Consider the following 18,204-nt stretch of genomic DNA (forward strand, 5'->3'; position numbering starts at 1 on the left):
AATCGGGCCGCTGTTACTGGTTAACCAGTTTTAACGAGCTGTCGCTGTAACGCTTTCCGGCGATGGCCTCAATGGGAAACAGGTCTTTGAGGGTCTGCAGTTCGTTCGGGGTTAGTTTTATCGCTAATGCGGCGACGTTTTCTTCCAGGTATTTGCGTCGCTTGGTCCCCGGAATCGGCACGATGTCATTGCCTTGGGCAAGCACCCAAGCCAAGGCCAACTGGCCGGCACTGACGCCTTTTTCAGCGGCAAGTTTTTGTACCTTCTCCACGAGCAGCAGGTTTTTCGCGAAGTTTTCGCCCTGAAAACGCGGGCTCGATCGACGGTAATCGTCAGCTGCAAAGTCGTCAGGGCTTTTCAGCGTGCCGGTCAGGAATCCGCGCCCCAGAGGGCTGTAGGGTACAAAAGCAATACCCAGACGGCGACAGGTTTCGAGGCTGCCATTCTCTTCCGGCTCTCGGCTCCACAGCGAGTATTCGGTTTGCAGCGCGCTGATCGGATGCACTTTATGCGCCCGCTCCAGCGTACTGGCAGAAGCTTCGCTCAAACCGAGGTAACGAACCTTGCCGGCCTTGACCAGCTCGGCCATGGCGCCCACGGATTCTTCGACCGGGATTTGTGGGTCGATCCTGTGCTGGTAATACAGGTCCAGGGTTTCGATGCCCAAGCGTTTGAGCGTGCCGTCGATGGCGCTGCGAATATATTCCGGGCTGCCGTTAACCCCCCGGGCAGTGGGGTCGCTAGCATCGCGGACAAAGCCGAACTTGCTGGCGATAAAGACTTGATCACGCTTGCCGCGAATGGCCTGGCCGATCAGTTCTTCGTTGGTGTGCGGGCCATACATATCGGCAGTGTCCAACAGCGTGATACCCAGCTCCAGGGCGCGATGGAGGGTCGCTATGGCTTCTTTGGTGTCAGTGCCAGTGGTATAGAAGTCGGTCATGCCCATGCAGCCGAGACCGATGGCGGAAACCTGCGGGCCGTTTTTACCAAGTTGACGGGTTTGCATGGATAAACTCCTGCCGATTTAAAGGTGACTTCCATTGTTACGCTCGACAGAACAGAGATAAACCGGCTTAAAATGCTTTCACTGTTTAGAAAATCTAAACAGTGGCGCCTAAAATTGCCTCCCTGACCTCACTTCACCTACAAGGTCGTCGCCCCATGGATCGATTCAACGCCATGCGCGTGTTCACCCGTATCGTCGAACTGGGCGGGTTTGCCAAAGCCGCTGACAGCCTGCATATGCCGCGGGCTTCGGCGACAATTCTGATCAAACAACTTGAAGCGCATTTGGGGGTGCAGTTGCTGCAACGCACCACCCGCCACGTCAGTCCGACCCTGGACGGCCAGGCGTATTACCAGCGTTGTGTCAGTCTGCTGACCGATCTGGAAGACACCGAAGCGGCGTTTTCATCGGCGAGCAAGGCGCCACAAGGCGTATTGCGCATTGATATTCCGGTGGGTTTCGGTCGCTTGATCGTTATCCCCGCATTGCCGCAGTTCACCGACCGTTACCCGATGATCGAACTGGAAATCGGCATGAGTGATCGTCCTGTGCAGTTGATTCGTGAGGGCGTGGATTGCGTGGTGCGGGCAGGGCCGTCGCTGGATGAGTCGCTAGTGGCAAGGCCGCTGGCGAATATGACGCAAGTGACCTGCGCGAGTCGCGAGTACCTACAGCGTCATGGCGCGCCGTTGACACTGGAAGATTTGTCGCAGCACAAAGTGATCGAGTATTTCTCGGCCAGCTCCAACAAACGGTACGGCCTGGAGTTCTTGATTGACGGTCAGGTGCGTGATTTCAGTCTGCCCAAGGCGATGTCAATAAACAGCGCAGACGGCTACCTGGCTGCATGCGAAGCCGGGTACGGATTGGTGCAGACGCCGTACTACCATATCGTCGAACAGCTGCGCAGTGGGTCGCTGGTAGAGGTGCTAAATACGTTTCGCCCGCCGCCGATGGCCTTGACGGCTTTGTACCCGCCGCATCGGCAGATGTCGCGGCGGGTGCGGGTGTTCGTCGACTGGTTGGTGGAATTGTGCGCCCGGAACAATCGGTTAGACAAAATCCAGTCAGGCCCATAGGTCCCTACGCACTTTCGTGTTTAACTTCCGGCTCTTCCAGAAACCCTTTAAAAAGGACTCAGCTCATGGCTCAAGTGACCCAGAAAGGCAACCCTATTCAAGTCAACGGCGAACTGCCAAAGGTTGGCAGCTCCGCACCTGCGTTCACGCTGGTGGCTGGCGACTTGTCTGACGCTACCCTGGCCACCTTCGCTGGGAAACGTAAAGTGCTGAACATTTTTCCAAGCGTAGACACCCCGACCTGCGCGACCTCCGTACGCAAGTTCAATGCCCAGGCCAATGACCTGAGCAACACCGTAGTGCTGTGCATTTCCGCCGACTTGCCGTTCGCCCAAGCCCGATTCTGCGGTGCCGAAGGCCTGACAAACGTCAAGAACCTGTCCACCATGCGCGGCCGCGAGTTCCTGGAAAACTACGGCGTGGCAATTGCCGAAGGCCCGCTGGTAGGTCTGACCGCGCGTGCCGTGGTTGTACTCGACGAACACGATAAAGTACTGCACAGCGAGCTGGTCTCTGAAATCGGCCACGAACCGAATTACGACGCTGTTCTGGCTGTTCTGAAGTAACACGTTGTAAAACATTAACGGCCTGGCCTCGTCCAGGCCGTTTTTATTTGTGCTTCAGGGTCTTATCGAAAGTAAGCGCTAAGTAAATTGCCGGTAAAGGCGCTTTGCTTGGGCCCCAACTGTGCTTATTGTTCAGCCTCCCGTAGAAGCCCACGCGCACAATGGTTGATTTATTCATGCAATCCTCTGGCCCCCGTAGTTCCCGTCGCTGGCTGATCAGCCTGGCAGTCCTGTTGATTATCATCGGCCTGTGCTGGTGGTGGTGGCCGTCTTCAGCCACACACAAAAGCGCGGCAGCCACCCATCCAAAGTCTACGAGCGGTACGCCTCGTCCGGGCTTTGGCGGCGCAATCGGGCCGGTACCTGTACGTGTGGCGCCTGCCACCGTGGGTGACTTCCCGATTTACTACAAAGCGCTGGGTACCGTGACGGCGATGAACACGATCAACGTTCGCAGCCAGGTAGCGGGGCAGTTGGTCAAACTTAACTTCCAGGAAGGGCAGATGGTCAAGGCGGGTGACCTGCTGGCCGAGATTGATCCGCGCAGTTACCAGATTGCGCTGGAGCAGGCCGAAGGTACATTGCTGACCAATCAGGCGTTGCTCAAAAACGCGCAGATTGATCTGGAGCGCTATCGCGGCCTGTATGCCGAAGACAGCATTGCCAAGCAAACACTGGACACCGCTGCGTCTCTGGTGGGTCAGTATCAGGGCACGATCAAGACCAATCAGGCTGCGGTGGGAAACGCTAAACTCAATCTGGAGTTCACCAAAATTCGTGCGCCTATCGCAGGGCGTACCGGGCTGCGCCAACTGGATGTAGGCAACTTGGTGGCGGCCAATGACACCACAGCGCTGGTGGTCATCACCCAGACCAAACCCATCACCGTCAATTTCACCCTGCCCGAGAAAGACTTATCAGTGGTCATTGCGCGTTTTCGCAGTGGCGACAAGCTGCTGGCGGAAGCCTGGGACCGGGGTGACGAAAAACTGCAAGCCACCGGCGTGCTGTACAGCCTGGACAACCAGATCGACATCACCACGGGCACATTGAAGTTCAAGGCCCGTTTCGATAACCAGGACGAACTGCTGTTTCCCAATCAGTTCGTCAACCTGCGCCTGCGTGCCGACACCCTTAAACACGCAGTGCTGGTGCCTTCTGCAGCGATCCAGTTCGGTACCAACGGGACATTCGCCTACGTGATGGATGGCGACAAGAAGGTCAAGATTCGCCAATTGCAGACCGGAGCGAGCGACGAAAAAGCCACCGTTATCACCAGCGGCCTGGCCGAAGGCGAGCGCGTCGTGCTCGAGGGTACCGATCGCTTGCGCGATGGCAGTGAGGTGGAAGTGGTCAACGATAGCAAGGACGTCCCCGCCGCGCCGGTGCAAAAGTTGCAGGGTCAACCTTCAAAGGGTACTGATGAATCGGCTGTAGCCAATAAGGCGGAAAAAAGCCGCGTATGAACATCTCCCGGCTGTTCATCCTGCGTCCGGTAGCGACCACCCTGAGCATGCTGGCCATCGTTCTGGCCGGCCTGATTGCTTATACCTTGCTGCCGGTCTCGGCCTTGCCTCAGGTGGATTACCCGACGATTCGCGTGCTGACGCTTTACCCCGGCGCCAGTCCGCAAGTGATGACCAGCGCAGTGACCGCGCCTTTGGAGAGGCAGTTCGGGCAGATGCCAGGGCTCACGCAAATGGCCTCGACCAGTTCCGGTGGTGCCTCGGTGATCACCCTGCGTTTCAGCCTCGACCTCAATATGGACGTCGCTGAGCAGGAAGTGCAGGCCGCGATCAACGGTGCGACCAACCTTTTACCCACGGATCTGCCAGCACCGCCGGTGTACAACAAGGTCAACCCGGCCGACACCCCGGTACTGACCCTGGCAATTACCTCCAAAACCATGCTGCTGCCCAAGCTTAACGACCTGGTCGATACGCGTATGGCGCAGAAAATCGCCCAGATCAGCGGTGTGGGCATGGTCAGTATTGCTGGCGGACAACGTCAGGCGGTACGGATCAAGGTCAACCCTGAAGCGCTGGCCGCCAATGGCCTGAACCTCGCGGATGTGCGCACGCTGATCGGTGCGTCCAACGTCAACCAGCCTAAGGGTAACTTCGATGGCCCGACGCGGGTATCGATGCTGGATGCCAACGACCAGTTGAAGTCGCCGGAGGAATACGCGGAACTCATTCTCGCCTACAAAAATGGCGCGCCTTTGCGTCTGAAGGACGTGGCTCAGGTCATCGACGGGGCGGAGAATGAACGGCTGGCAGCCTGGGCCAACGAGAACCAGGCTGTGCTGCTCAATATTCAGCGCCAACCCGGTGCCAACGTCATCGAGGTGGTCGACCGGATCAAGGCGCTGCTGCCCAGTATCACTGATAACCTGCCCGCAGGGCTTGATGTCACTGTCCTGACTGACCGCACGCAAACCATTCGTGCGTCGGTCACTGACGTGCAGCACGAGTTGCTGATAGCCATCGCGCTGGTGGTCCTGGTTACGTTTCTGTTCTTGCGTCGGGTCAGTGCCACGATCATTCCGTCGATTGCCGTACCGCTGTCGCTGGTCGGCACGTTTGGTGTGATGTACCTGGCCGGGTTCTCGGTCAACAACCTGACGTTGATGGCGATGACCATCGCCGCTGGCTTTGTGGTGGATGACGCCATCGTGATGCTGGAGAACATCTCGCGACACCTGGAGGAGGGCGACACGCCACTGCAAGCCGCACTCAAAGGCGCGCGGCAGATCGGTTTTACCCTGATCTCACTGACGATTTCGCTGATCGCCGTGTTGATTCCATTGTTGTTCATGGCTGATGTAGTCGGTCGGCTGTTCCGTGAGTTTGCGATCACCCTGGCGGTGGCGATCCTGATTTCCCTCGTGGTGTCCCTGACTCTCACGCCGATGATGTGCGCCAGGTTGCTCAAGCGTGAGCCCAAGGCAGAGGAACAGGGCCGTTTTTATCGCGCCAGTGGGGCCTGGATCGATTGGATGATTGCGGCCTACGGACGTAAGTTGCGCTGGGTGCTCAAGCATCAACCGCTGACCTTGCTGGTGGCCATTGCCACCCTGGGCCTGACGGTGTTCCTGTACATGATCGTGCCTAAAGGCTTTTTCCCGGTGCAGGACACGGGGGTGATTCAGGGCATTTCCGAAGCGCCGCAATCGGTGTCCTTCGCCGCCATGAGCGAGCGGCAACAGTCGTTGGCGAAAATCATCCTGCAAGATCCGGCGGTGGCGAGCCTGTCTTCCTATATCGGCGTGGACGGTGATAACGCGACACTCAACAGCGGACGCTTGTTGATCAACCTCAAGCCTCACAGCGAACGCGACCTGAGCGCCACGCAAATCATTCAACGTTTGCAACCGCAACTCGACACGCTGTCGGGCATCCGTTTGTTCATGCAGCCGGTGCAGGACCTGACCGTCGAAGATCGGGTCAGCCGTACCCAGTATCAATTCAGTCTGTCGTCGCCGGACTCCGATCTGTTGGCCGAGTGGAGCGGCAAGCTGTCTCAGGCCTTGAGTAAACGAGCAGAATTGACCGATGTCGCCAGCGATTTGCAAGACAAGGGTTTGCAGGTCTATTTGTTGATCGACCGTGACGCTGCCAGCCGCCTCGGTGTCAGCGTGGCGAACATCACCGATGCGCTCTACGACGCCTTCGGTCAGCGCCAGATTTCCACCATTTACACCCAGGCCAGCCAATACCGTGTGGTGTTGCAGGCGGTTTCCGGCAGCGATCTCGGGCCGCAGGCTCTGGATCAGATTCACGTCAAGACCACTTCCGGTACTCAGGTCAAACTGTCGAGTCTGGCACGGGTCGAACAGCGCCAGGCGCAGTTGGCCATCGCCCACATCGGTCAATTCCCGTCGGTCATGATGTCGTTCAACCTGGCCCCGGGCGTGGCATTGGGCAGCGCGGTGGAAGTGATCAATCAGGTGCAGAAAGACATTGGCATGCCGATCGGCGTGCAGACTCAATTCCAGGGTGCAGCCCAGGCGTTCGAGGCGTCATTGTCGAGCACCTTGCTGCTGATTCTGGCCGCAGTGGTGACGATGTATATCGTGCTTGGCGTGCTGTACGAGAGCTACATTCATCCCATCACCATTCTCTCGACATTGCCGTCTGCTGCAGTCGGCGCGCTGCTGGCGCTGCTGATCAGTGGCAATGACCTGGGAATGATCGCGATCATCGGCATCATTTTGTTGATCGGTATCGTCAAGAAGAACGCGATCATGATGATCGACTTCGCGCTGGACGCGGAGCGCAATCGGGGCGTCGATCCGGAAACGGCGATTTACGAAGCGGCGCTGCTGCGCTTTCGGCCGATCCTGATGACCACCATGGCCGCACTGTTCGGTGCCGTGCCGTTAATGCTCGCCAGTGGTTCCGGCGCTGAATTGCGTCAGCCGCTGGGCTTGGTGATGGTCGGCGGTCTTATGCTCAGTCAGGTACTGACGCTGTTTACCACGCCGGTGATCTATCTGTATTTCGACCGTCTGGCTCGGCGATGGGGGCACACACCGAGTGCGCCCGCGAGCCTGGAGCAGGCCGACGTATGAACCTGTCAGGGCCCTTCATCCGTCGGCCGGTTGCAACCATGCTCCTGAGCCTGGCGATCATCTTGCTGGGCGGTGTCAGCTTCGGTCTGCTGCCGGTGTCGCCCCTGCCGAACATGGACTTCCCGGTGATTGTGGTCTCGGCCAGCTTGCCGGGCGCCAGCCCCGAGGTCATGGCCTCCACCGTGGCGACGCCACTGGAGCGCTCCCTGGGCACGATTGCCGGGATCAGCACCATGAGCAGCCGTTCGAGCCAGGGTTCGACCCGGGTGATTCTGCAGTTCGACCTGGATCGAGACATCAACGGTGCAGCGCGGGAAGTGCAGGCGGCGATCAATGCCTCGCGCAATCTGCTGCCCAGTGGTATGCGCAGCATGCCCACCTACAAAAAGGTCAACCCGTCCCAGGCACCGATCATGGTCCTGTCGCTGACGTCCGACGTGCTGGAGAAGGGCCAGCTGTACGACCTGGCGTCGACGATCCTCTCGCAAAGCCTGTCTCAGGTGAACGGCGTCGGCGAAGTGCAGATCGGCGGCAGCTCGCTGCCTGCCGTACGGGTCGAACTCGAGCCGCAACTACTCAATCAGTATGGTGTGTCGCTGGATGAAGTCCGCACTACGATTGCCAATGCCAACGTGCGCAAACCTAAAGGGTCGGTGGAGGACGCCGACCACAACTGGCAGGTGCAGGCGAACGACCAGCTGGAAAAAGCCAAGGATTACGAACCGCTGATCATCCGCTATCAGGACGGTGCGGCCCTGCGCCTGAGTCACGTGGCGAAAGTCAGTGACGCAGTGGAGGACCGCTATAACGCCGGTTTTTTCAACGACAAGCAGGCGGTGTTGTTGGTCATCAACCGTCAGGCCGGTGCCAACATCATCGAGACCGTGGCGCAGATCAAGGCGCAATTACCGGCCTTGCAGGCAGTGCTGCCAGCCAGCGTCAATCTGGACCTGGCCATGGACCGCTCACCAGTGATCAAGGCGACCTTGCACGAAGCAGAAATGACGCTGTTAATCGCCGTGACTCTGGTGATCCTGGTGGTGTTCTTTTTCCTTGGCAACTTCCGCGCTTCGTTGATCCCGACGCTGGCGGTCCCGGTGTCGCTGGTGGGTACGTTTGCCGTCATGTACTTGTCCGGTTTTTCCCTGAACAACTTGTCGCTGATGGCGTTGATCCTCGCCACTGGCCTGGTGGTGGACGATGCTATCGTAGTGCTGGAGAACATATCCCGGCACATCGACAAAGGCGTGCCGCCGATGCAGGCCGCGTACCTGGGCGCCAAGGAAGTAGGCTTCACCTTGCTGTCGATGAACGTATCGCTGGTGGCGGTCTTCCTGTCGATCCTGTTTATGGGCGGTATTATTGCCAGCCTGTTCCGCGAGTTTTCCATCACGTTGGCGGTATCGATTGTCGTCTCGCTCGTGGTGTCCCTGACCCTGACCCCGATGTTGTGCGCCCGCTGGCTCAAACCCCATGATCCGGATCGGGAAAATTCGTTGCAACGCTGGAGTCGTCGACTCAACGAGCGGATGGTCGCGGGCTACGACCGCAGCCTTGGCTGGGCGTTGCGTCATCGAAGATTGACCCTGTTGAGCCTGCTGCTGACCATCGGCGTCAACATCGCGCTGTATGTGGTAGTGCCCAAGACGTTCATGCCGCAACAGGACACCGGTCAACTGATCGGCTTTATCCGGGGCGACAACGGCCTTTCGTTTTCAGTGATGCAGCCCAAGATGGAAATTTACCGCAAGGCTGTGCTGGCTGATCCCGCCGTCGACAGCGTAGCCGGCTTTATTGGCGGCAACGGTGGCTCCAACAATGCCACGATGATTGTGCGGCTCAAGCCCATCAAGGAACGCAATATTGCCGCCGATAAAGTCATTGAGCGTTTGCGTAAAAATATGCCGCAAGTTCCCGGTGGCCGTTTGTTTCTGATGGCCGATCAAGACCTGCAATTCGGCGGTGGACGCGAGCAGACCACCTCGCAATACCAATACATCCTGCAAAGCGGCGATTTGACCAGTCTGCGTCTCTGGTACCCGAAAGTGCTGGCGGCGCTCAAGTCATTGCCGGAACTGACCGCTATCGATGGGCGTGAAGGTCGTGGCGCGCAACAAGTTACCCTGCAAGTGGACCGTGATACCGCCAAACGACTGGGCGTTGACATGAACATGGTCACGGCAGTGCTGAACAACGCTTACAGTCAGCGGCAGGTTTCCACCATCTATGACAGCCTCAACCAGTATCAGGTGGTGATGGAGGTCAACCCGAAATACGCTCAGGACCCGGTCACACTTGAGCAGGTTCAGGTGATCACGGCCGCAGGTGAGCGCATTCCGTTGTCGAGTTTCACCCATTACGAACGCAGCCTGGAAAATGACCGGGTGACCCATGACGGTCAGTTCGCTTCCGAAGATATTTCCTTCGACCTGGCGGAGGGCGTGACGCTTGAACAAGCCTCTACTGCCATTGAGCACGCCGTGGCCAAAGTGGGTTTGCCCACCGATGTCATCGCCAAAATGGCGGGGACAGCCGACACGTTCGCCGCCGCCCAGAAAAGCCAGCCGTGGATGATTCTGGGAGCGCTGGTGGTGGTGTATCTGGTGCTTGGGATCCTCTATGAAAGCTACATTCACCCGCTGACCATTCTCTCGACCTTGCCATCGGCGGGGGTCGGCGCGTTGCTGTCGATCTATCTGCTGGGTGGCCAGTTCAGCCTGATCTCGTTGCTCGGGCTGTTTCTGTTGATCGGGGTGGTGAAGAAAAACGCCATTCTGATGATCGACCTCGCGCTGCAATTGGAACGTGAGTCCGGGATGACGCCACTGGAGTCAATCCGCAGCGCGTGCCTGCAACGTCTACGACCGATATTGATGACGACGCTGGCCGCTATTCTTGGCGCCTTGCCCTTGCTGCTGAGCAGTGCCGAAGGGGCGGAGATGCGTCACCCGCTGGGGTTGACGATTATCGGCGGCCTGATTTTTAGCCAGATCCTGACCCTGTACACCACCCCCGTTGTTTACCTCTATCTCGACCGTTTGCGCCGTCGCGTCAACCAATGGCGTGGCGTGCGCACCGATGCTGCTTTGGAAACTCCGCTATGACCGACCGCCTGCAAATCAAACCCGTTTTACAGCGGCCTGTGCGTTGGCTCGGTCTGGGGCTTTGTGCCGTGTTCCTGAGTGCCTGCGCGGTCGGTCCTGACTATAAAAAGCCGGAAATGACCACGCCCGCGCAGTTCAAACAAGCCGAAGGCTGGCGTCAGGCTGCGCCCAGCGATGCGCTGGCCCGGGGCGCTTGGTGGGAGTTGTATGGCGATGCACAACTCAACGGACTGGTGGAAAAACTCAACAGCTCAAACCAGACCGTCGCTCAGTTTGAAGCGCAGTACCGGCAGGCCAAGGCCTTGGTGCGCAGTGCTCGCGGTGCGTTCTTTCCGACGCTTGATCTCAGTGCGAGTAAGAATCGCTCCAGTCAGGGGACCGGAAGCAGCAGTTCGAGCCTGACCAGTTCCAGCAGTGGTATCCGCGACACTTACAGCACTCAGCTGGGTGTCAGTTGGGAGGCCGATGTCTGGGGCAAGCTGCGTCGTGGTCTGGAGGCCGACAAGGCCAGCGCTCAGGCCAGCCTTGCCGATCTGGCGTCGATGCAGCTGAGTTTGCAGTCGGAATTGGTGCAGAACTACCTGCAACTGCGGGTGATCGACGAACAAAAACGCCTTCTCGAATCGACGGTCGACGCTTACCAGCGCTCGCTGACCATGACGCAGAACCAGTACCGTGCCGGTATCTCCGGCAAAGATGCGGTGGCGCAGGCGCAGACCCAGCTAAAAACCACCCAGGCTGATTTGATCGATTTGATCTGGCAGCGTGCTCAGTTCGAGAACGCAATCGCCGTGCTGATGGGCCAAGCCCCGGCGGACTTCAATCTGGCGGCCACGACCGTCATTCCTGCGTTGCCGCAGATCCCGCTGGAGTTGCCTTCGCAGTTGCTCGAACGTCGCCCGGACATCGCTGCGGCCGAACGCTCAGTAATGGCGGCCAACGCCAATATCGGTGTCGCCAAAGCCGCGTACTACCCCGACCTCACGTTGAGTATGAAGGGCGGTTATAGCAGCTCCACGTTCACTAACTGGATCAGCTTGCCGAACCGTTTCTGGTCTGTCGGACCGCAACTGGCGATGACCCTGTTCGATGGCGGCCAACGCTCGGCGGAAGTCGATCGCACTGAAGCGGTTTACGACCAGACCGTAGCCCAATACCGTCAAACCGTGTTGAACGGTTTTCAGGAAGTGGAAAATTATCTGGTGCAGCTCAAGGTCTACGAAGATGAGGCTGGCGTGCGCACCGAGGCCTTGATGTCGGCGCGTGAGTCCTTGCGCTTGACCAACAACCAATATAAAGCCGGCCTTATTGCTTATCTGGATGTGGTCAACGTGCAAACCACTGCCCTAAGTAACGAACGAAGCGTGCTGACCCTGCTGCAAAGTCGGCTGATCGCCAGTGTGCAACTGATCGCGGCGTTGGGTGGTGGCTGGAATGCCGAGAGCGGATTGAATATTCAAGAGTGATCGACATAATGCACCAGAGCTGGCGCTATTGCAGGCAGCTCGCTCCTACACTGGATCCAGGCTGTAACGGGCACGAAAAAAACAATTAAACAAACTGCGATTTTTTGTACAAGTTGAGTACAATTCTCGGCCTTTCAGCAGCATGAATGCTCATCATCTGCCACGGTCACGAGAACGCTCATGCTTATTGGCAGTTACACACCCTCGCTGGTTCTGATCTCGATTTTCGTCGCAATCCTGGCGTCTTATACGGCGCTGGACCTTGCAGGGCGTATTGTCACGGCCAAGGGCCGCGCGGTTTATCTATGGATGGGTGGCGGGGCGTTGGCGATGGGCATTGGCGTCTGGTCCATGCATTTCATCGGGATGCTTGCGTTCCATCTGCCAGTCGAACTCGGCTACGACTTGCCGATTACCTTGCTGTCGCTGGCACTCGCTATTTTGTCCTGCGGTTTTGCCCTGTGGCTGGTCAGCCAACCGCAACTGCCAGCCCTGCAACTGAGCTTTGGCGCGCTGGTCATGGGCGCCGGAATCAGCGCCATGCACTATTGCGGCATGGCGGCGTTGCGGATGCAGCCGGGCATTGAATACGCCCCCTCGTTGTTTGTGGGTTCCCTGGTGATCGCGGTCAGTGCTTCAGCGGCAGCATTATGGATTACCTTTCGGCTGCGTCGGCAAACGCCCTATGTGCGCTTGGCTAGAGGCGGGGCCGCAGTATTCATGGGCATGGCCATTGTCGGCATGCATTACACCGGTATGGCGGCGGCAGGTTTTGCCGATGGCAGTTTCTGTGGTGCGGTCGGCAGTGGGTTGCGGGTTGATGGCCTGGACACGCTCGTGCTGGTCACCAGCCTTGCGGTTCTGACGATTGCCTTGCTGACGTCGATCCTTGATGCTCGCATGGAGGATCGCACTGCCGAGCTGTCCAACTCGCTGAGCGTGGCCAATCGAGAATTGACCCAACTGGCTCTGCACGACACGCTGACCGGCCTGCCCAATCGGGTGTTGCTGGCGGACCGTATCGAACACGCCATGGGCAAGGTCGACGAGCATGGCGGCTGTTTTGCACTGATGTTCATGGACCTGGATGGATTCAAACCCGTCAACGATGCGTTTGGTCACCATATGGGCGACTTGTTGTTGCGCCAGGTCGCGCTGCGGCTGCGGGAAGACCTGCACGGCAAAAATACCCTGGCACGTATCGGTGGTGATGAGTTTGTCCTGCTGGTCGAACTGAGCGAGACAGAAGACGCGTCGAGCGTCGCAGCTCGTCAGGTGGCTTTGATCGCCCAGCCCTTTATGGTCACCGATCATAGTTTGCAAGTCTCCGCCAGCATTGGCATAGCCCTGTACCCCGGCAATGGCCAGACCCAGCATGAGCTGCTGATGAACGCCGACGCCGCGATGTACCACGCCAAAGGTGCGGGGAAAAACGGCTACTGTTTTTTCGATGCGTCGATGAACACCAATGCGCGCAACCAGTTGCAACTGTTGCAGGACTTGCGTCGGGCGCTCAAACAAGAGCAGTTTTGCTTGCATTACCAACCAAAATTCGATGCCGGTAGTGGCCTGCCATTAGGCGCGGAGGCCTTGCTGCGCTGGCACCATCCACAGCTGGGTTTGCTGCTGCCGGACACGTTCATTGGGCTTGCGGAAAAGACCGGGTTGATTATTCCGATTGGTGAATGGGTGCTCAACGAAGCCTGCCGGCAAATGCGCGTCTGGCATGAGCAGGGCTACAGTCACTGGCGGATTGCGGTGAACCTCTCGGCGTTGCAGTTCTGCCACAACGATTTGGTCACCAGTGTCGCCAGGGCCTTGGCGCTGCACCGTCTGCCAGCGAACAGCCTGACCCTGGAAATTACCGAAACCACCGCCATGAGTGACGCTGACGTCAGCATGACCGTGTTGCAGCAACTGTCAGATATGGGCGTGGACCTGTCCATCGACGACTTCGGTACCGGCTATTCCAGCCTGATGTACCTCAAACGCCTGCCCGCTAACGAGCTGAAGATCGACCGGGGCTTTGTTCGCGACCTGGAGCACGACAGCGACGACGCGGCGATCGTCTCGGCAATCGTCGCCCTGGGCCAGGCGCTTGGATTACGCATCGTCGCCGAGGGCGTTGAAACCGATAAGCAGCAAAACTTCCTGACCGAACTCGGCTGCAACTCCCTGCAGGGTTTTCTTTTAGGTCATCCGTTGCCGGCGGAACGCTTTATGGCGGATATCAGTCGTGCGAAGCGGAAAGAGGAGGTTAAGCGCGTGCTTGATGAAGCGTGATCTGTGTCGGATCATGGCTTTCTCTCGCCCCAAGCCTGCGCTAGGCTGACCACCATTAGCGATTGATCGGAAGCTCACCCATGGAAAAAGTTCTTCTCATCACCGGCAGCTCTCGTGGCATCGGGGCTGCAACTGCTTTGCTTGCCGCAGAGCAGGGGTATCGTATTTGCATCAATTATCTGTCCGACCATCAAGCGGCCGAGCGGGTGTGCGCACACATTCGCAAACTCGGGGCGCAGGTGATGGCAGTGCAGGCAGATGTCAGCGATGAAGATGAAATTATCGGATTGTTCGCCCGGATCGACGCGGAGTTGGGGCCTGTGACGGCGCTGGTCAACAATGCGGGCACCGTCGCGGAGGCCTCCCGGGTCGAAGAGATGTCCGAGTTCCGCATGCTCCGAATGATGAAAACCAACGTGGTCGGACCGATGCTGTGCGCCAAGCACGCCTTGCTGCGTATGTCGCCACGTCATGGTGGCAAAGGTGGCAGCATCGTCAACGTTTCTTCGGTCGCGGCCCGGCTTGGGGCTTCCGGGGAATACGTCGACTATGCCGCCTCCAAAGGCGCGCTGGATACGTTTACCCTAGGCCTGGCGCGGGAAGTGGCGGGTGAAGGGATTCGGGTCAACGCGGTGCGACCGGGCTATATCTTTACCGATTTCCATGCCTTGAGCGGCGATCCACATAGGGTCAGCAAACTCGAACCCGGCATTCCCATGGGGCGCGGTGGCTGTGCGGAGGAAGTGGCCGAGGCGATCATCTGGCTGCTATCGGCAAAAGCCAGTTACGCCACCGGGACGTTTATTGATCTGGGGGGCGGTCGGTAGCGTCGCGTGGTGCTTGGCGGGCGTTGTCAGAACGAGCGAATAATCCCGCCCAGGGTCTCCATGGCCTGTTCCGACGCATCATCCCACGGGCTACCGTAGTTGAGGCGGATGCAGTTACGAAAGCGCTGGGTTGGGGAAAATATCGGCCCGGGCGCGATGCTGATGCCTTGGGCCAGGGCCATCTGGAACAGCTTCAGGGAGTCCATGTGTTCGGGTAGCTCCAGCCACAGGAAATACCCGCCTGCGGGCTGGCTGACCCGCGTCTGCGCGGGGAAGTGGCGGGCGATGGCACTGAGCATGGCGCTTTGTTGTTCTTCCAGGGCGTAGCGCAGTTTGCGCAGATGCCGGTCATAGCCACCATGCTGCAGATAATCGGCGATAGCCGCCTGAGCGGGCATCGACGCGCACAGCGATGTCATCAGTTTCAGTCGCTCGATTTTCTGCGCATAACGTCCCGCGGCAACCCACCCGATTCGGTAACCCGGCGCCAGGCTTTTAGCAAACGAGCCGCAATGCATTACCAGCCCTTCAGTGTCGAAGGCTTTCGCCGGCTTCGGCGCTTGCGGGCTGTAATACAGTTCGGCGTAGACGTCATCTTCAATCAACGGAACCTGGTGCTGGCGCAGCAATTCCACTAACTCGCGTTTCTTGGCTTCGGGCATGGAGGCGCCCATCGGGTTCTGAAAGTTGGTCATGCACCAGCACGCTTTGATCGGGTGGCGCTCGAGGGTTTGTGCGAGCACGCCCAGATCGATGCCATCGCGTGGGTGCACCGGAATTTCCACGGCTTTGAGCTTCAGGCGTTCCAGCACTTGCAGGCAGGCATAGAACGCCGGGGCTTCTATCGCGACCAGATCCCCCGGCTCAGTGACCGCTTGCAGGCACAGATTCAGGGCTTCCAGCGCGCCGTTGGTGATCAGCAGTTCCTCTATGGGCAGCATCAGGCCGCCGACCATGTACCGTAACGCTATCTGCCTGCGCAGTTGCGGGTTGCCCGGTGACATGTCGGTGACCACCATGCGCGGGTCCATCTGCCGGCTCGCGCTGGCCAGCGAGCGTGCCAGCCGTTGCAGTGGAAACAGCGTAGGGCTTGGGAATGCCGAGCCAAACGGCACGGTCTGCGGATCTTTGATCGAGTCGAGTACCGAGAACACCAACTCGCTGACATCCACCTCAGTGGACTCACTGGCCTGTGTGCTGATCACCGGCTCGGAAAACTGCCGTAGCGCATTATTGTTGACGAAGTAACCGGAGCGCGGCCGCGCCCGGATCAGTCCGCGTCGCTCCAGCAGGTAATAGGCCTGGAACACCGTCGAGGGGCTGACCCCATACGTCTGGCTGGCATAACGTACCGAGGGCACGCGCTGGCCGGGGCCGAGCACCCCGGAGCGAATCAGTTCAGCGATATCGTCTGCAAACTTTTCATAACGTTTCATCGGTTCTCGCTGACTGGCGGTCTGACGGGGAAGTGAGGCAGGCACCACTTTAAAGGGATCAGCGATTGAGCGGGGCGACAAACCGGCTTTTTGCCAGGCTGCGTACGTTCGCATCATCGCTGTCCACCACTTCAAAACTGATGCTTTGCGAACTGCTGCTTGGGTGTTCGGCGATCATTGTCACGGACACTGGAAAATCGAAGATTTCCCCCGCAGCGAGGCTGACCTCGGTTTTACCCTGCAGCTGGAAGTCGTCCCCATCGACAAGCGCCAGATGATACTGCTGACGCTGCTGGGTTTTGTTGATGATTTTCAGGCTGTAGATGTTTTCGATCTGGCCTTGGCTGTTTTCCCGGAACAGGCCCCGGTCCTTGCTGACATCCAGCGACACCATCGGCCGCTCGACCAGCGCCAGCACCAGCGCGCCGATCATCACCAGCAATACGGCGCAGTAGCCGATCAAGCGTGGCCGCAGCAGACGGGTTTGACCGCCTTGCAATACGGCTTCCGAGGTGTAACTCACCAGACCACGGGCATAGCCCATTTTGTCCATGATCGAGTCACACGCATCGATACACGCGGCGCAGCCAATGCATTCCATCTGCAAGCCGTCACGGATGTCGATACCGGTCGGGCACACCTGCACACACATCTGGCAATCGATACAGTCACCCAGACCCACTGACGCTGGATCGACCTCACGTTTACGCGGGCCACGGTTTTCACCGCGAGCGGCGTCGTAGGAAACGGTGAGGGTGTCTTTGTCGAACATCACGCTTTGAAAGCGCGCATAGGGGCACATGTGCATGCAGACTGCTTCACGCAGCCAGCCAGCATTGATATAGGTCGCACCCGCGAAAAACAGGACCCAGAACAGACTGACACCACTCAACTGCAAGGTCAGCAGCTCATTGGCCAGTGGTCGAATCGGGGTGAAATAGCCGACGAAGGTCAGACCGGTCAATACGCTGATCGCCAGCCACAGACTGTGCTTGGCCGAGCGCCGCAGCAGTTTTTTCATGCCCCAGGGCGCGGCCTGAAGTTTGATCCGCTGATTACGCTCACCCTCGGTGAGCTTCTCGCACCACATGAAAATCCAGGTCCAGGAACTCTGCGGGCAGGTGTATCCGCACCAGACTCTTCCTGCGAACACCGTGATGGCGAACAAGCCAAAGGCACAAATGATCAGCAATGCCGACAGCAGAATGAAGTCTTGCGGCCAGAACGTCGCGCCGAAGATATGAAATTTACTGTCGGCCAAATCCCAAAGGACAGCCTGGCGTCCGCCCCAATCGAGCCAGACGGTGCCGAAGAACAGCAGGAATAGAAACCCCGCGCCACTGACACGTAAATTACGGAACAGCCCGGTAAAACTGCGGGTATGAATCAAATGATCACTGGACTTGACCTTCACGTTTGCTCTGGAAGGTTCGACGCGTTCAATGATCTGGACAGGAATTCTTTCGCTCATGGTCGGATGCTCATCAGCCCGTATCAGGCGGCTGAACTATGGCCGAGCATCTGGTTGCATAACAGACTCAGGTATTTGAATAAAAAGCGGATCAGATTGGAGGCTTGCCCAGGCTTTGGCACGGGCAATGCAGTGTCGTATTTCGTGGAGTCAGGTGTTTCCGCAGGGAAGGGGCTACTGATCCTCGTCCCGAATGCCAATTACTCCCGGACTGTTCCAGCGTTTGACAGGTTGTACCTTGGGGCTGTGCAAATCACTCGGGCTATTGCCAAAGCCCGGTCTAAGCTGTCACTCGCGGCTAAACCGTTTTGAACTTTTCCCACCTGGATGGGCTCGGAAACTAGGCGGGCCGATCCGGTGTGCCGTCGCTGGCAGTCGGCTGCTGAACAC

11 protein-coding genes are annotated in these 18,204 nt (G+C 58.3%); 8 read left to right on the top strand and 3 right to left on the bottom strand.

Annotated features, from left to right (window positions below):
- Nucleotides 1-13: 13 nt before the first annotated feature.
- Nucleotides 14-1,009 (bottom strand): aldo/keto reductase, encoded by a 996-nt coding sequence (locus tag ACVBEG_RS10065; protein ID WP_322179410.1) that lies wholly within the window; start codon nt 1,007-1,009, stop codon nt 14-16.
- A 155-nt stretch (nt 1,010-1,164) separates the two neighbouring features.
- Between ACVBEG_RS10065 and ACVBEG_RS10070 the strand changes: the two genes are divergently transcribed.
- From ACVBEG_RS10070 to ACVBEG_RS10105, 8 genes are all read left to right on the top strand, one after another.
- Nucleotides 1,165-2,088, top strand: a complete 924-nt coding sequence (locus tag ACVBEG_RS10070; protein WP_322179409.1) for a LysR family transcriptional regulator — start codon at nt 1,165-1,167, stop codon at nt 2,086-2,088.
- Between the two features lie 65 nt (nt 2,089-2,153).
- Complete coding sequence (gene tpx, locus ACVBEG_RS10075; protein WP_447107649.1) at nt 2,154-2,654, top strand: thiol peroxidase; 501 nt, start codon at nt 2,154-2,156, stop codon at nt 2,652-2,654.
- A 161-nt stretch (nt 2,655-2,815) separates the two neighbouring features.
- Entirely contained in the window at nt 2,816-4,120 is a 1,305-nt protein-coding gene (locus tag ACVBEG_RS10080) for an MdtA/MuxA family multidrug efflux RND transporter periplasmic adaptor subunit (RefSeq protein WP_447107650.1), read from the top strand.
- Nucleotides 4,117-7,227 (top strand): MdtB/MuxB family multidrug efflux RND transporter permease subunit, encoded by a 3,111-nt coding sequence (locus tag ACVBEG_RS10085; protein ID WP_322179406.1) that lies wholly within the window; start codon nt 4,117-4,119, stop codon nt 7,225-7,227. The genes ACVBEG_RS10080 and ACVBEG_RS10085 overlap by 4 nt, the downstream gene beginning before the upstream one ends.
- Entirely contained in the window at nt 7,224-10,331 is a 3,108-nt protein-coding gene (locus ACVBEG_RS10090; RefSeq protein WP_322179405.1) for an efflux RND transporter permease subunit, read from the top strand. The genes ACVBEG_RS10085 and ACVBEG_RS10090 overlap by 4 nt, the downstream gene beginning before the upstream one ends.
- Nucleotides 10,328-11,797 (top strand): efflux transporter outer membrane subunit, encoded by a 1,470-nt coding sequence (locus tag ACVBEG_RS10095; RefSeq protein ID WP_323568949.1) that lies wholly within the window; start codon nt 10,328-10,330, stop codon nt 11,795-11,797. Before ACVBEG_RS10090 ends, ACVBEG_RS10095 begins: the two co-directional genes overlap by 4 nt.
- 180 nt (nt 11,798-11,977) lie before the next feature.
- Nucleotides 11,978-14,080 carry a putative bifunctional diguanylate cyclase/phosphodiesterase gene (locus tag ACVBEG_RS10100; RefSeq protein ID WP_322216028.1) on the top strand — a complete coding sequence of 701 codons (2,103 nt, stop codon included), beginning with the start codon at nt 11,978-11,980 and terminating at the stop codon, nt 14,078-14,080.
- An 80-nt stretch (nt 14,081-14,160) separates the two neighbouring features.
- Nucleotides 14,161-14,907, top strand: a complete 747-nt coding sequence (locus ACVBEG_RS10105) for an SDR family oxidoreductase (protein ID WP_219060158.1) — start codon at nt 14,161-14,163, stop codon at nt 14,905-14,907.
- A 26-nt stretch (nt 14,908-14,933) separates the two neighbouring features.
- On the opposite strand, the gene mapR is transcribed toward ACVBEG_RS10105, so the two are convergent.
- Nucleotides 14,934-16,343 carry a GntR family transcriptional regulator MpaR gene (gene mapR / locus ACVBEG_RS10110; protein WP_447107651.1) on the bottom strand — a complete coding sequence of 470 codons (1,410 nt, stop codon included), beginning with the start codon at nt 16,341-16,343 and terminating at the stop codon, nt 14,934-14,936.
- A 58-nt stretch (nt 16,344-16,401) separates the two neighbouring features.
- Nucleotides 16,402-17,814, bottom strand: a complete 1,413-nt coding sequence (ccoG, locus tag ACVBEG_RS10115; RefSeq protein WP_322179401.1) for a cytochrome c oxidase accessory protein CcoG — start codon at nt 17,812-17,814, stop codon at nt 16,402-16,404.
- Nucleotides 17,815-18,204 lie beyond the last annotated feature (390 nt).

The sequence above is a fragment of the Pseudomonas sp. GG8 genome, from assembly GCF_052976945.1.

Coding starts and splice junctions, on each gene's coding strand:
- ACVBEG_RS10065 (WP_322179410.1), bottom strand. CDS start 1,009: ATGCAAACCCGTCAACTTGGTAAAAACGGCCCGCAGGTTTCCGCCATC.
- ACVBEG_RS10070 (WP_322179409.1), top strand. CDS start 1,165: ATGGATCGATTCAACGCCATGCGCGTGTTCACCCGTATCGTCGAACTG.
- tpx (WP_447107649.1), top strand. CDS start 2,154: ATGGCTCAAGTGACCCAGAAAGGCAACCCTATTCAAGTCAACGGCGAA.
- ACVBEG_RS10080 (WP_447107650.1), top strand. CDS start 2,816: ATGGTTGATTTATTCATGCAATCCTCTGGCCCCCGTAGTTCCCGTCGC.
- ACVBEG_RS10085 (WP_322179406.1), top strand. CDS start 4,117: ATGAACATCTCCCGGCTGTTCATCCTGCGTCCGGTAGCGACCACCCTG.
- ACVBEG_RS10090 (WP_322179405.1), top strand. CDS start 7,224: ATGAACCTGTCAGGGCCCTTCATCCGTCGGCCGGTTGCAACCATGCTC.
- ACVBEG_RS10095 (WP_323568949.1), top strand. CDS start 10,328: ATGACCGACCGCCTGCAAATCAAACCCGTTTTACAGCGGCCTGTGCGT.
- ACVBEG_RS10100 (WP_322216028.1), top strand. CDS start 11,978: ATGCTTATTGGCAGTTACACACCCTCGCTGGTTCTGATCTCGATTTTC.
- ACVBEG_RS10105 (WP_219060158.1), top strand. CDS start 14,161: ATGGAAAAAGTTCTTCTCATCACCGGCAGCTCTCGTGGCATCGGGGCT.
- mapR (WP_447107651.1), bottom strand. CDS start 16,343: ATGAAACGTTATGAAAAGTTTGCAGACGATATCGCTGAACTGATTCGC.
- ccoG (WP_322179401.1), bottom strand. CDS start 17,814: ATGAGCGAAAGAATTCCTGTCCAGATCATTGAACGCGTCGAACCTTCC.